Source organism: Geofilum rhodophaeum, from assembly GCF_002210225.1.
In the GTDB taxonomy this organism is placed as follows: domain Bacteria; phylum Bacteroidota; class Bacteroidia; order Bacteroidales; family Marinilabiliaceae; genus Geofilum; species Geofilum rhodophaeum.
This window is the reverse complement of sequence record NZ_MWUJ01000012.1, coordinates 1-14,228: the sequence shown is the minus strand read 5'-3', so window position 1 is coordinate 14,228 and position 14,228 is coordinate 1. Positions and strand designations below refer to the sequence as shown.

The window sequence follows — 14,228 nt, the reverse complement described above, 5'->3', positions numbered from 1 at the left end:
TTTGATTGCTTTATTTAGGGGGGGATGCGGGCGTTTTAAACCGAAGGCAGAGTTATTTGTACCAGTTCTATTTTTGATTTAGAGGCGTCGAGAATTTTGAGTGTGAAAGGATCAATTATAATCTCTTGCCCTTTTTCCGGGATGGCCTCGTTGTGATAGAGTATAAGGCCAGCCAGGGTTTCATATTCATCGGAAACGGGCAGGTTAAGGTTGTATTTTTCGTTCAGGTAATCAATTTCAAAACGGCCCGAAAAGCTGTAGCTGTTTTCGCTGATTTGGATTTCAGTCAGATCAGAGGTGTCGTGTTCGTCGTCAATTTCACCGAAAATCTCTTCCAGTATGTCTTCCAGGGTTACAATCCCCGAGGTGCCACCGAATTCATCCACTACCAATACAATGCTTTTGTGCTCTTTGGTAAAAGTCTCCAGCAGTTTGCTGGCTTGCATCGATTCGGGTACAATGGAAATGGGGCTGATTATGTTACGCAGTTTTTTAGGGTTTCGGAAAAGAGCGGAAACGTGTACATAGCCCACGATATTGTCGATACTTTCGCGGTAAATCAGAATCTTGGAAAAGCCGGTTTCCGTAAAACGCTCGCGCAGCACCTCCAATTCTTCGTCGATATCGACAGCTTCGAGTTCGGTTCGCGGAACGGAGCATTCCCGGACTTTTACGGTGGAGAAATCCAGTGCGTTTTTAAAAAACTTCATCTCCTCCGGAACTTCTTCGTCGTCCTTGCCTTTTTCCTGTTCCATTATGAGGTGGTCCAGGTCTATTCGGCCAATTACAATATTTTCACGTTGGGGATGGCTGGGGGTCTTTATGATTTTGTTTATCAACAGATTGGAGACGAACAAGGTCAGTTTTGAAAGGGGGTAAAAGAGGGTGTAGATGATCCATAATGGGACGGCCATGAAGTTGAGGGAGGCGGCAGGGTTAAGTCGAAAGATGATTTTTGGAAGAAATTCCGCACTGATCAGAATCAGTAATGTTCCCGCCAGTGTTTGAATAAAAAGAATGCCAAATTCAGAATCAATGAAGCGGCCCAGATAAGGTTCAAGCAGATTGGCCATAAACATACCATAAATGACCAGCGCAATGTTGTTGCCAATAAGTATGGTAGATATAAACAGTCCGGGATTTCGGTGGAAACGGTCGGTGATTTTGCTCAGGGAGGGGTGTTTCTTCCGGTTGAGCTCAATCATTAGTTTACTGGTGGACAAAAATGCCATTTCGCTTCCGGAGAAAACGGCGGAGAACAGAAGGGTGATTACAAGAACTGAAAGGGTGTCCATTTTGTGTTTTTCTGATCACTGTAAGCTGTGGTCTTGTCCTTTGGTCCTGAACCAGACTTGCTTCGCTAAAGGTAATAAATAATTCTCCAATGGCGATAAGCCTTGGGCAATTTATGGCTCCACAGGTTCTGAAGCCGTCGAGGCGGGTGGTTCCTCCACTTGAAGAATACCGCTGATGTTTTTTATTTTATAATTCTCCATTCGTTCGTCTGACTCAAAACCGGTTCCCGTGATGATTTCGGTTTCGGTGCTGATTTTTATAAATTGGTCAGAGTACAAAGTTTTGGCGGACATGTCCCAATACATCAGCTCGGTATTGATTACTTCACCGTCCAGGTTGATGGCTTCAACGTCCTTTCGCAACTCCCATAAATCCTTTGTTTGATGATAGGTCGCCTGTTTGCATTTAATCTGGGCGTCGATTTCTTCGAGGTTGTTGTAAACATAAAGATGTAGTCCCTGCGGAAATTCAATGGCTGCCTCTTCCCGTTGGTCGAACTGTTGCATGAGCGGAGTAGTAAAGCGGTAGCGAATCTTTCCGGAATCGGTAATGGTGCTGTGTAAATCCCTGTAAGTGATCCTGGGAAGTTCCTCCCTATTGGTAAGCTCCTTAATTTCTTCAGGCTTATTTGGGGCACAGGAGGGAAAAAAAAGCACGGTGGCAAGCAGCAAAATGCTGCCTGCCACGGTGCTTAACTGATGTAGTATGTTTTTCTGGTCAGAAGACATGTTTAGCGACTGCGTATGGTCGTTTTTTCGTTGATCCATCCTCCTACGGTGTAGGTAGCACCAACTTCTAAACCCTCGAAAAAGATCTCGTCGGTTGCAGGAAAGTGGGCCGAAAATGTGGCAATTTGACTGTTGGCTTCATCAGCGACACTGCTGTCCACCGATTTGGCCTTCATGAATTTGTCCACTGCTGCCCAGTAGGCCGACTTCTTCTCCAGTTCTTTTTCACCAATGCTGTTGGCTGACAGGGCGTAAGCCTTACCGATGGTTAGGTAAGGAACGCCCCAGTCGGGACGTGCTTCAATAGCCCTTAAGGCATGCACACGAGCTTGTGAATAACGGTTCTGAGACAGATGAATCAGGGCCATCTGGTGCAGGTACTCGCCTTTTTGTTGGCTGTCCTCGGTAAGATCAACTGCTTGGTTGAAAAACTCAAGTGCCCGATCTACATCCCCTGCTTTAAGGTACATTCTGGCCAGGCCAAAAGCTGACGAACCGGAAGGCTCAATATTGTGCTGATACTCCGAAACCTTGTACAGCAATTCGGCATCTTCGCAAAGACCACGTGCCAACAGTTGACTTACACGCTTCAGCCAGGCCAGGTCAAATTTGTTGTCTTCCAACTGGGGCTCATAAATACTTATGATCACCTCGCAAGTTGCTGCCCCGCTGTTGGCAAACAGGCTCTCTACACCGCTTTTAACCTGCTCATATACCGGATGATACTTCGCGCGGTTTTTGTCTTTCAATACCTGGTCGGTATAATCGCTTACCTCGGTATAGGTGTTAACCAGGGTAGCTGCATCAATTTTGCCTGCACCATACATGCTGACAGCTGTGCTCATATATGTGGCCAGGAACGCTGGTTGGGCCGACTTCTTAAGTTGTGAAACAGCGTCCTTAAGTAGGCCGTAGGCTTCTTCCACTACAGCGGCGTCGTCGCGCTTGTATTTGAGCATGTCCAGTGCCTTACTCCCTTTAATCGCAGGGGTTGGGTAGCGCGGGTGATCGCCAAAATACTCCATGCGCTGGTCGTAAACTTTCATGAGGTAAGCATAGAGCTCCTCAAATTTTGCAGCGTCTTTGTTGGCTTCAATTTTGTCGCTGAGCATCTTAGCTCCATCCAGATAGATATTGACGGTAGCTGCAGGGCATTCTCTGAAAACAATTTCCCAGGCGGGGAAAGCTGCTTCGAAGTTTTTGTTTCTAAAATCTTCGGAATAAAGAGAAAGATTCTTTACACAACGTATGCTGTCTTCGCCGACTCCATATTTGGTGTTCGACTCCAGTCCCGTTTGTGCGGCCGCGTAAGTCATGGTCATCAACCACCCCAGTACGATTAGTTTTATGGCTTTCATGTCTCTAGTTTTTGATTGTTAATGTATTGCTTAATCAAATTTTCGTTTAAAGAACCAGTATTCATGCAGTGTAAACCCCAGGGTAAACTTACTGTAGGTTTCTTTCATTTCGTTGCTTTGTCCGGTTCCTATGTTTCCGTATTCAAAACCCAGGTTAATGGAGGTGTTGCTCCTTCCTAGTGGTAAACCCAGCCCAAAAGCCATGCCAAAGTCTCTTAGCTGGTTGTTGTTGATTTTAATATAGTCTTGTGTGTAATGTAAACCGGCTCTGTAGCGTATACGCTGATAATAACGGTTGCCGGTTCTTTCGTTGGGGATGTATTCCGCACCTAAAGCAATATGATTGGTGTTGGCGGTTTGCGTGTTGACGTCCGGAAATTGGGTGTCGGCCCAGCGTTCGCTTACATAATCGGCGGCCAGGCTAAGTTTGTCCTGGATGGTGTAGGATGCTCCAAACCCAAACCTTAGGGGCATCTCAAAATTTTTGCTGCTCCAGCTTTCGGAATCATAGGAAAGGGTGTCGTTGCTGGTAAAGAGGCCACCCTGAAGATCGTAACCTGTACCACGGGCCACCAGGTGACTGCTTCGTCCGCTAACCGGTGTTTGTGGTCGAAAAACCAAGCCAAGTGTAAGGCTGCGGTTTTCGTCGAGGGCGGTGGTGTATTGCAAACCGAGGTCAAAGAGTAGGCTGCCAATATGGTGCTTGATGCGACTGCCATAAATGTAGGCATTGGGATCACTGGTGAAATCCTGAAATGAGGTGTGTTTGATGTCGCCAAACCAGTAGGAGGCATTGACTCCGGCCGACAGAGATGGACTGATGCTGTAGGCAACACTGGCATAGAGGTCGGTGAAGTTCCCCTCGCCTTTGATTTGCAGAAGGTGGGGGTCGTTATTGGCTTCTTGCAGAGATTGGAAGTCATAGCCAGCCTGAGCTGCCGGTCTGAATCCTAAAGATATGCCCATTTTGGGGCCTACGGCAAATCCCAGGGCAAAATAATCGAAATTCATTTCTGAGAAAGACTGACTGGCTCCGTTTTCTGATATGTTTTGGGTGAGTGATTGCAATCCGGTTTCAAAGAAAAAGGACATAGAATCCAGTGCCGAGTAGGAGGCCGGATTCATGTTGTTGAGGTAACCGGCCGATCGCAGGCCAATTCCTGTTCCTCCCATGGCTTGATTCCGGCTGAAGCCTTGGGGGTTGATTTCACCCATGCCGTAGCGTGAAAAAGGGGAAGAGGTGCGGTTTTGTGATTGAAGAAGGCTGACCGGTATAACTATCATCAGTCCAGAAAGCAGCAGCTTTAGCGTTTTACACATTGTATTCCAATATTCGGTTTAGTCCTACCAGTACTAAATTTTGATTTACAAAGATGGGGTTTTTTAGTTTTCTGGCAAAAAAATCTGAGTCTCCGCCGGTTATTATTGTTTTGTCGATACCCCATTTATCCAGACAGGCGGCGCGGTAGCCTTCCATTTCAAAAACCATTCCATTTATAACGCCTGAAGCTATGGCTTCCTGTGTGCTTTGTCCCGCAAGTGGACAGTTTTCTTGTTTGTCGACCAGTGGCAGCTTGCTGGTGAAGCTGTTAAGTGCTTTAAAGCGCATGCTTAATCCTGGAGATATATTTCCACCATAGTAGTGTTGGCCATTTAACAGCACCTCATAAGTAAGGGCGGTTCCGGCATCTATTATCAAGAGGGATGTTCCCGGAAACAGCGCTTGAGCACCTGACACTGCTGCGATGCGGTCTCTGCCAAGGGTTTCAGGGGTTTTGTATCCAATTGAAAAAGGAAGGGGGGTGTTGTTGTCCAGTACAATAAGGCGACCTGAAAACGCTGGCAAGCTGGAGAGATCAAGGGGTTCCGTTACCGAAGAAATGATGGCAGCTTCCGGTTGGTAGTCGCTGATCACTTTCCTCAACCGGTTTTGGTCAGGCCCATCTGCCGTCTCGGCTAAAATTAACTTGTCTTTGTCAAAAATGCCGTATTTAATAGCGCTGTTGCCTTGGTCTATTACTATCTTAATCATTATTTTTGAACACGGTTGAGCATTTTATGCCGGCAAAATTAGTCTTAAGTGTTTTAATATCCGCACTTGAGTCTTCTTTATTTCAAATTGTTACTAAGTATCTGGCCATATGCGCAGAATTTTGATAGTTGAGGACGATAAGTTTCTTTCAGCGATTTTTGCGCTGTTTATTAAGGATATGGGGTATGAGTTGACTGGGCGCTGTGGATCGGGGACAGAGGCCTTGGAGCTTTGTGCGGTGGAGCGTCCGGACGTGGTGTTGATGGACATCCACCTGGATGGAGAGATGGATGGTATTCAAACAGCAGAGAAAATTCAACGTAATCTGGAGATCCCCGTGATTTTTGTCTCGAGCGATACCAGCTCCGTGGTGGTTGAAAGGGCCATTGTGAGTAATTCTTATGGTTATCTGGTAAAGCCGGTTCAGAAAAAGGAATTGGCCATAACCATTGATCTGGCTTATTACAAGCACAAAGCTGTGATGGATCAGAAGCGCAGAGAGGAACGTTTTCGTAAGTTTTTATCGGATGCACCGGTGCCTTTGGTGATTTTGGAAAAGGGAAGAATCCAATACTTAAATATAGAGGCACTGAAGTTGTTTCATACGCATTATATTGAGGACATGATTGGCCTGCCTTTCCAGGATTTTGTTGGAAAGGATTTCCAGGACGCATTTGCGACCTATTTAAATCAGGAGGTCCTTTCAGGAAAGTTGCCCCAACGTTTGGGTATACAGGTGTGTGGCTTGCATGGAAAACCATTGGATGTAGCCATAAGTGCCAGTTGGATCAGCTTTAACGGGAAGCAGGCCTTGCAATTGGTGTTAAACGACATTACTGCCGAGCGGGTGGCCGTACGTTCGTGCAATCTTTTCCGCTCGGCCATTTTTGGTGAGTCGGAGGGGATAATGGTGGTGAATCATGAGGGTCAAATTGTGGGACAAAGTCCGGGTTTTAAAACGGTTTTACCACAAATTGCCGTGGGGGGGCAGCTTTCCGCTTGGCTGGCGGACTTTGCACCCATTCAAAAGTTAATTGAAGGAGAAGAAGGGGGAACTACTCAGGTGGAGCTGTTGGTTGCCCGGAAGACTTTTCCTTGTGAAGCCTCGGCCATAGGGCGCAACTTTTTGGGCAATCGGGAAATCCTTTTGCGCTTGTTGTCCTAGCCTGCTGTTGTTTCTCCGATGGGGGTTTTTAATTGTTGCAAAAGCGTCTCCAGCTGAGTTACCTGAGTAACCTTGGGTACCAACAACCAGAGTTTGTCTTGTCTTTCTTCCATACGCGCCAATTTGTGATTGCGCTGCAGCCACTGTAGGATGTTCTGAAATACCGACGAGCGGTAGAAGGGGGATTCCTGATTGGAGACAAAGGACAGGCGAACATGATTTCTTTTGTAGCTGATTTTTTCGATACCCAGCGTAAGCGCTGTGATCCGGATGCTCACCAGGGCCAGCAATTGCTCTGCTTTTTCGGGCAGGGGCCCGAAACGATCGATCAGATTCTTTTCAAAAGTCTCCAGTTCATCTTTTTCTTTTATGTTGTCGAGTTCGCGGTAGAGTTCCATGCGCTCGGCTGTGTTGGAGATGTAGGTTTCCGGGAAGCGTACATCCAAGTCGGTGTCAATCAGGCAGTCGCTTACGAAGCGCAGATCTTCAGGCAGTTTGGCGGCCTGTTGGGGACGCACTTCCAGGTCGGGGAATTCGGTCTCACGCAGTTCCAACAAGGCTTCTTCCAATATCCGTTGGTAGGTTTCGTAGCCAATGTCGCTGATGAAGCCGCTTTGCTCGCCACCCAGCAGGTTCCCGGCCCCACGTATGTCGAGATCCTGCATGGCTATCTGAAAACCACTGCCCAGGTCGGAGAACTCTTCGAGGATGGTCAGGCGCCGACGGGCATCGTTGGTGAGGGTGCTCACGGGGGGTGCCAACAGGTAGCAGAAGGCTTTTTTATTGGAACGGCCCACCCGTCCGCGCAGCTGGTGCAGCTCACTCAGGCCAAATTGATGGGCGTTGTTGATGATGATGGTGTTGGCGTTGGGAATGTCCAGTCCCGATTCGATAATGGTGGTGGCTATGAGCACGTCGTAGGTGCCATCAATAAAATCGAGCATGATTTTCTCGAGCGTGGTGCCGTCCATTTGTCCGTGTGCCACTACGGTTTTGATGTCGGGAAGTATTCGCTTAATCAGGTCCTGAATTTCCTGAATGTTTTGAACGCGGTTGTTGATGAAGAATACCTGACCGTTGCGCTCCACTTCGTATAGGATGGCTTCTTTGATGATGTCTTCGTTGAAACCATGCAGTTCGGTAAAGATGGGATGACGGTTGGCCGGAGGGGTGTTTAGAATACTTAAGTCGCGGGCACCCATGAGCGAAAACTGCAAGGTACGCGGGATGGGGGTGGCGGTTAGGGTGAGGGTGTCGACGTTGATTTTCAGTCTTTTCAGTTTTTCCTTTACAGCAACGCCAAAGCGTTGCTCTTCATCAACGATGAGCAGTCCCAGGTCTTTAAACTGCACATCCTTTCCAATCAGGCGGTGGGTGCCAATGAGAATGTCGACCTTGCCTTCGCTGGTGTCTTTAAGAACCTGGCGAATTTCAGCGGGCTTACGCAGGCGGCTGACGTATTCAATGCGTACCGGGAAATCGGACAGGCGTTCGCGAAAGGTGTGGAAGTGTTGAAAGGCCAGAATGGTGGTGGGCACCAAAACCGCCACCTGCTTGTTGTCGGTGACAGCCTTAAAGGCGGCGCGGATGGCTATTTCTGTTTTTCCAAAGCCCACATCCCCACAAACCAGGCGGTCCATTGGGGTGCTTTCTTCCATATCGATTTTTACCGCCTGTGTAGCTTTTTGCTGATCGGGCGTATCCTCGTATATAAAAGACGCTTCCAGTTCGGTTTGCAGGTACGAGTCGCCCGAAAAGGCATAGCCTGGTTCGGCCTTGCGCCGGGCATAAAGGGCAATGAGCTCGCGGGCAATGTCTTTGACCTTTTTCTTGGTCTTTTCTTTCATTTTGGACCAGGCGGCGTGGCCCAGTTTGTGTACTTTGGGTGGCTCACCCTCCGAACCTTTGTATTTGCTGATGCGGTGCAGCGAATGGATGTTGACCAGCAGTACGTCGTTGTCGCGGTAAACAAGCTGGATGGCTTCCTGGCGGACCCCGTTCTCCTCCATGGTTACGAGTCCCCCAAAACGCCCGATACCATGGTCGATGTGTACCACGTAATCGCCCGGATTCAGTCGCGTCAGCTCCTTCATAGAAATGCTTTGGCGGGCGGTGCGACTCTTGTCTGTACGTAAGGTGTATTTATGAAAGCGGTCGAAAAGCTGATGGTCGGTGTAGCAACAGAGCTTCAGGTCGTGGTCGGTAAAGCCCTCATGCAGGGCATGGCCCAGTTCTTCGTAGTGAATTTTGGCGCCCCGGTCTTTGAAAATGGCGCGCAGTCGTTCGTGCTGGCGCGGATTGTCGGAAAGAATAAAGACCTGGTACCCGGCATCCTGATTTTCACGGATGTTTTCCTCTACCAGATCAAAATTTTTGTGGAAGAGGGGCTGGGTTTGTGTTTTAAAGCGCAGGGTTTGGACGGACTGAAAACTGCCTGCATGGTTCAACAGGAGCAGGGGACGTGCGCTGAGGTCGTGGAACAACTGGTCGCCGTCGACCAGTTGGGTGGGGGCTGGTATTTTTTGGTCGCGACTTTCGTCTCGTGCAATATGGGCTTGTTTTTCTTGCACTTTCTCCATGATCTGATTCATGCGGTCACGAATCAGGTCTGGGGTGTCTATCCACACCAACACCTCGGGACTTAAAGCCTGGGCCAGGGAGGTAAAGTCCTTGCCCTCTTCGTCGGCTCCCAATTCCGGAATAAGGGTGATTTCATCAAAGCTGTTTTGCGACAGCTGGGTTTCTATGTCGAAGGAGCGGATGCTTTCGACCTCGTCGCCAAAGAAATCGATGCGGAAGGGTTCTTCGTACGAATAGTTGTAAACATCTAATATGGAGCCGCGCACCGAATAGTAGCCGGGCTCGTAAACGAAGTCGGACTTTTTGAACCCCAGCTCCTTCAAAAAGTCTACGATAAAGAACAAATCGATTTGCTCGCCACGTTGCAGGGTGAGGGTTTGTTGCTCAATGACCCGACTGCCCGGCACTTTCTCGAGCAAGGCCTCGGTGTAGCTGACGCAAAACTGTCCCGCCTTTGCCCGTCGCAGTTGCTGCAGGGCTTCGGTGCGCAGGATGAGTTGACTGCTGTCGGGTTGCCCAAATTCGGGCGAGCGTTTGTAGGTAGAGGGTAAGAAAAAGACACTTCCCTCGCCATGCAACTGCACCAGGTCGTGGTACAAATAGGCCGCAGCTTCCTTGTCGCTCAGTACCAACAACTGTGGGCGTTGGTCCCTGAGGGCAGCAGCCACCAGGGCTGTGGACGAGCCGGTGAGTCCCTTGAGCAGCAGCGGCTGCCCGGCGTTTTGCAACCAATGTTGGAGTGTTTCGACCTGGGGGTGTTGCAGATATCGCTCTGCTGGCGTAGGAACGGAACTCATGCGCTAAATTTTTGCACAAAAGTAAGGTTTTTGAAAGTATTTACTTTTATTTTGACCCAGTCAACTTTATAATAGAACAGGATCAAAAGACAAAAGGCGCATGCAGGTATATAAATTCGGTGGCGCTTCGGTACAGAATGCCGATGGCGTAAGCAACATTACTTCGATTGTTCGCTCAACCGTGCAACCCTTGGTTGTGGTGGTTTCGGCCATGGGTAAAATGACCAATGCTTTTGAGGAACTTACACGCTTCTATTTTGATGGGAAGCAGGAGCAGCTTTGGGAAAAGTTTGCTCAGATTGTCGATTTTCACCAGGGCATCATAGCCGATTTGCTGGGTGGGGAAAATGAGAGTGAAGGATTTAACCGACTTCAGGAGCTGTTGTCGCAGCGTTTGCGGCAAGCGCCTTCGCTGCATTACGATTTTGAGTACGACCAAGTGGTGTCCTTTGGGGAGCTGTTTTCTACCAGCATCATCAGCGATTACTGGCAGAAGGAAGCGCTGGAGCATCAATGGGTAGATGTAAAAACGGTGTTGAAAACCGACGACTTGTACCGCGATGCCAATGTCGACTGGGAGCTTACCCAAAGCAGGATGCAGGATACTTTTGATGAAGCGAAGGGCCGTTTATGGCTTACCCAGGGATTTTTGGGGGGAACCCGCAGCAACCTGACTACCACGTTGGGGCGTGAAGGGTCCGATTACACGGCAGCCATTATTGCCCACACCATGGGCGCGGCGTCTGTGTCCATCTGGAAGGATGTTCCGGGCGTGCTTAATGCCGATCCACGTTGGTACCCGGATGCCGTTAAGCTGGATGAACTTTCGTACAATGAGGCCATAGAACTGGCCTTTTACGGGGCTCAGGTCATTCATCCCAAAACATTAAAGCCCCTTCAGAATAAGGGTATTCCCTTGTATGTGAAGTCCTTTATTGCTCCGGATAATCCCGGAACCGTGATTGCAGATGGCCGGGAAGGGGATGCTGGGCAGCCCATATATATACTTAAAGATAAGCAGGTGTTTTTGACTGCCTCTCCCCGTGATTTTTCCTTTATTATGGAAGATAAGTTGCTGGAGTTGATTGCTTACTTTTCCCGTTTTCGTATAAAAATGAACCTGATGCAGAATTCGGCATTGAACTTCAGTGCCTGTTTCGACAGCAACGGCGCCACTGAGGCGCTGCTTGATGCTTTGAAAAGCAATTTTGTAGTGCGCTACAATGAAGGGGTGCAGCTCCTGACCATAAGACAATACACACCTGGCGCCATTGATGCTATGACCCGTGGGCGGGAGGTAATTGATTCTCAAATTACCCGCAAAGTAGCCCGTTTTGTGTTGCGCTAGTCGTTGTTGGTGTTGAGCCTTATCCGAAGTACTGGTTTACGGCCACGGAGACTGCCGTCACTGGCGTAGAGACTGTAGGCCAACACCAGGGCGTGGACTTCCTTGTGGAAGCGTTGCTCCCCGGGCAGATAGTACCAGGTTTCTTCAAACTGAAACTCCTCCACCAAATTACGGTGATAATCGTCGGCCTGCTCGCGCCGACGCACTTCGTCGATGCTTAGGGGCTGGTCGCTGAAATAGTCGTAGGCCTGCAAGCTCCCGTCATAAACTTCATTGAGCAGGAAGTCCGCCATAGGCCGCGGCGCCACATGACGCAGGCGCCAGGCCGACCAGGTGTCCAGACTGTCGGCAGGTACCAAATCGACACTGTACACCAGGGTGTCGCTCAGTAAAACAGCGCCATTGGGCAAATGAGTTGGAAGGGCTGCCCCACTGGGTTCCTGCACTTGCTCACAAGCCCCCAATCCCAACAACAGCAGTCCCGCCAATCCTGTGAGAATTCTTTCTGGTTTAAAGGTCCTCATTTTTTTGTTGTTTAGCTGTTAAAGTGCAGACGTTGCCCACGCACCGATGGGTTTATATTGCCCTTATGAAAAACTCTTTGTCCGTTGACCCAGGTGCTTTCCACGCTGTGCGCAAAGCTTTGTCCGCTAAAGGGACTCCACCGGCATTTGTACCGTACCCCTTCATCGCAGATGGTTTGTGCAGCTTTGGGGTCGACCAGCACCAGGTCGGCATGGTAGCCGGTTCTAAGGTAGCCTCTTTTATCGATGCGAAACAGCGTGGCCGGTGCGTGACACATTTTTTCCACCACCGTTTCCAGGGTAAAAACACCTTGCTCTACCAAGGCCAGCATGGCCAGTAGCGCATGTTCCACCAGTGGTCCACCCGATGGAGCCTCAAAATAAGCCTGATTTTTTTCTTCCAGCATGTGTGGTGCATGATCGGTAGCCACCACATCCAAGAGATTGTTCTTCAGTCCCTCACGCAGGGCATCCCGGTCGCTCTCTTCCTTTACCGCAGGATTCCACTTGATGCGCGTACCCAACCGGTCGTAATCGGTGCGACTGAACCACAGGTGATGAACACACACTTCTCCCGTAATTCTTTTTTCGGACAGAGGCAGGCGATTATTCAACAGCGAGAGCTCTTTTTCGGTACTTAGGTGCAGGATGTGCAAACGACTGTTGTAGCGGGTAGCCAGGTCTACCGCTACCGACGAAGACCGGTAACAGGCCTCGGTGCTGCGGATGTCGGGGTGATAACGGAAGGGCATTTGTGCCCCATATTTTTCGCGGAAAAGGGACATGTTGTGCCGGATGGTCGCCTCGTCTTCACAATGGGTGGCAATAAGCATGGGAATCTCGCTGAACAAGAGTTTCAGGGTTTCCTTGTTATCGACCAGCATATTGCCGGTGGAGGAACCCATGAAGACTTTAATGCCGCAAACATCCTTCGGATTAACCTTCAGGACTTCCTGAAGGTTGTCGTTGGTGGCCCCCATGTAAAAGGAGTAGTTGGCCAGGGATTTTTCAGCACCTAAAAGATATTTGGCTTCCAGGGCTTCTAAGGTGGTGCTTTGCGGATTGGTGTTGGGCATCTCCATGAAAGAAGTGATGCCACCGGCTACAGCTGCAGCGGACTCACTGGCGATGTCGGCCTTGTGGGTAAGGCCCGGCTCCCGAAAGTGCACCTGATCGTCGATGGCACCCGGCAACAACCATTTGCCTTCCGCATCAACAACAGTATCTTCGTTCGGCAAAACGGCCTCCTCGGGATAAATTTCGGCAATCAGTCCCTCCTTTATAAGCAGACTGCCCTTAAAACTTTTGCCCTCGTTGACCATCAAGGCGTTTTTTATCAGTGTACTGCTCATTGTTTTATCGTTTATAAGATTTGAAAAAACTGCTTAGCTTCATTTTTAATACCCCCAGAACCGCCTCGCTAAAGATGCCCCCGCTCATTTTGGAGCTGCCTTGTTTGCGGTCGGTAAATATAATGGGCACCTCAATCAGGTGAAAGCCATATTTCCAGGCTGTAAATTTCATTTCTATTTGGAAAGCATAGCCCTTGAAGCGAATCTTGTCCAGATTGATGGTCTCCAGCACCCTGCGGTGGTAGCACTTGAAGCCTGCTGTGGTATCCATAACGGGCATGCGTGTTACCAGTCGCACATAAACAGAGGCAAAGTACGACATCAATACACGACCCATAGGCCAGTTGACCACATTAACCCCCGATTTGTAACGGGAGCCAATGGCCAGGTCGGCCCCTTCCAGGGTGCAGGCCTCATACAGGCGCACCAGATCTTCCGGGGGGTGCGAAAAGTCCGCATCCATTTCAAAGATGTAGTCGTAAGCTTTTTCCAGGGCCCATTTGAATCCGGCAATGTAGGCCGTTCCCAAACCTTGTTTGCCGGCACGTTCGAGTAAGTGAAGCTGTTGTGGAAACTCCTTTTGCATCTTTTTTACCAGCGCTGCAGTCCCGTCCGGGGAGTTGTCGTCGATGATCAGGAGGTGCAGGTTGGCAACAGGCTGATTCAATACAGCTCTGGTGATGGCTTCAATATTCTCACACTCGTTATAGGTGGGGATCAGAACTACGCTTTTTGACACTTGAAGTGATTTAATTGGTTTGTTGCGAAGATACAACAACGAAAATAATATTGCAGACAGCGAGTCTTTTTTCTTGTATTTTAAATGGCTGTTTTGTATCTTTACTGTTCTCCCCTTTTGTGAAAGGGTGTTAAAAGTGAAAAGTCTTGGGCTTGTTTTTAAGCGCTTTAGCTTTAGAGCTTAAATTTACTTGCTTTATTCGTTTGGAAGGGGATAAAATTTGACCTTACTTTGCATCCGCTTTCGAAAAGGAAGTGGCACTGCCGAACGAGGCAGGCAGGAGCAAGAGACAAGATTGAAAAGCAAAGG

General features: G+C 49.0%; 11 protein-coding genes. 2 read left to right on the top strand and 9 right to left on the bottom strand.

All coding sequences use genetic code 11. The annotated features are described in order from the left end of the window. Positions 1 to 35 precede the first annotated feature (35 nt). The 5 genes from B4W65_RS11430 to B4W65_RS11410 form a co-directional block, all read right to left on the bottom strand. Positions 36 to 1,295 (bottom strand): hemolysin family protein, encoded by a 1,260-nt coding sequence (locus B4W65_RS11430; RefSeq protein ID WP_088655300.1) that lies wholly within the window; start codon positions 1,293 to 1,295, stop codon positions 36 to 38. A 111-nt stretch (positions 1,296 to 1,406) separates the two neighbouring features. Then, the gene (gene lptC / locus B4W65_RS11425) at positions 1,407 to 2,063 is read right to left on the bottom strand and encodes an LPS export ABC transporter periplasmic protein LptC (RefSeq protein WP_240509562.1); all 657 of its coding nucleotides are present in this window, start codon (positions 2,061 to 2,063) and stop codon (positions 1,407 to 1,409) included. Further along, positions 2,027 to 3,382 carry a tetratricopeptide repeat protein gene (locus tag B4W65_RS11420; RefSeq protein WP_088655298.1) on the bottom strand — a complete coding sequence of 452 codons (1,356 nt, stop codon included), beginning with the start codon at positions 3,380 to 3,382 and terminating at the stop codon, positions 2,027 to 2,029. Before B4W65_RS11420 ends, lptC begins: the two co-directional genes overlap by 37 nt. Before the next feature lie 30 nt (positions 3,383 to 3,412). Continuing rightward, a complete protein-coding gene (locus B4W65_RS17310) occupies positions 3,413 to 4,702 on the bottom strand; it encodes a PorV/PorQ family protein (protein WP_088655297.1) in 1,290 nt (429 codons plus the stop codon). After that, positions 4,695 to 5,414 (bottom strand): type III pantothenate kinase, encoded by a 720-nt coding sequence (locus B4W65_RS11410; RefSeq protein WP_088655296.1) that lies wholly within the window; start codon positions 5,412 to 5,414, stop codon positions 4,695 to 4,697. Before B4W65_RS11410 ends, B4W65_RS17310 begins: the two co-directional genes overlap by 8 nt. Positions 5,415 to 5,523: 109 nt before the next feature. Between B4W65_RS11410 and B4W65_RS11405 the strand changes: the two genes are divergently transcribed. Then, positions 5,524 to 6,579, top strand: coding sequence for a response regulator (locus tag B4W65_RS11405; protein ID WP_088655295.1), 1,056 nt, complete (start codon positions 5,524 to 5,526; stop codon positions 6,577 to 6,579). On the opposite strand, the gene mfd is transcribed toward B4W65_RS11405, so the two are convergent. Further along, on the bottom strand, positions 6,576 to 9,956 hold the full coding sequence (mfd, locus tag B4W65_RS11400) for a transcription-repair coupling factor (protein WP_088655294.1): 3,381 nt from the start codon (positions 9,954 to 9,956) through the stop codon (positions 6,576 to 6,578). The genes B4W65_RS11405 and mfd overlap by 4 nt on opposite strands. Before the next feature lie 100 nt (positions 9,957 to 10,056). Here mfd and B4W65_RS11395 point away from each other — a divergent pair, with 100 nt between their 5' ends. Beyond that, entirely contained in the window at positions 10,057 to 11,304 is a 1,248-nt protein-coding gene (locus B4W65_RS11395; protein ID WP_088655293.1) for an aspartate kinase, read from the top strand. Here B4W65_RS11395 and B4W65_RS11390 read toward each other — a convergent pair. Genes B4W65_RS11390 through B4W65_RS11380 form a run of 3 tightly spaced genes read right to left on the bottom strand, consistent with a single transcriptional unit; the run spans position 11,301 to position 13,919 of the window. Beyond that, a complete protein-coding gene (locus tag B4W65_RS11390; protein ID WP_088655292.1) occupies positions 11,301 to 11,828 on the bottom strand; it encodes a hypothetical protein in 528 nt (175 codons plus the stop codon). The genes B4W65_RS11395 and B4W65_RS11390 overlap by 4 nt on opposite strands. An 11-nt stretch (positions 11,829 to 11,839) precedes the next feature. Then, on the bottom strand, positions 11,840 to 13,180 hold the full coding sequence (locus B4W65_RS11385; protein ID WP_088655291.1) for a dihydroorotase: 1,341 nt from the start codon (positions 13,178 to 13,180) through the stop codon (positions 11,840 to 11,842). Positions 13,181 to 13,184: 4 nt separating this feature from the next. Continuing rightward, positions 13,185 to 13,919, bottom strand: coding sequence for a polyprenol monophosphomannose synthase (locus tag B4W65_RS11380; RefSeq protein WP_240509561.1), 735 nt, complete (start codon positions 13,917 to 13,919; stop codon positions 13,185 to 13,187). Positions 13,920 to 14,228: the final 309 nt, after the last annotated feature.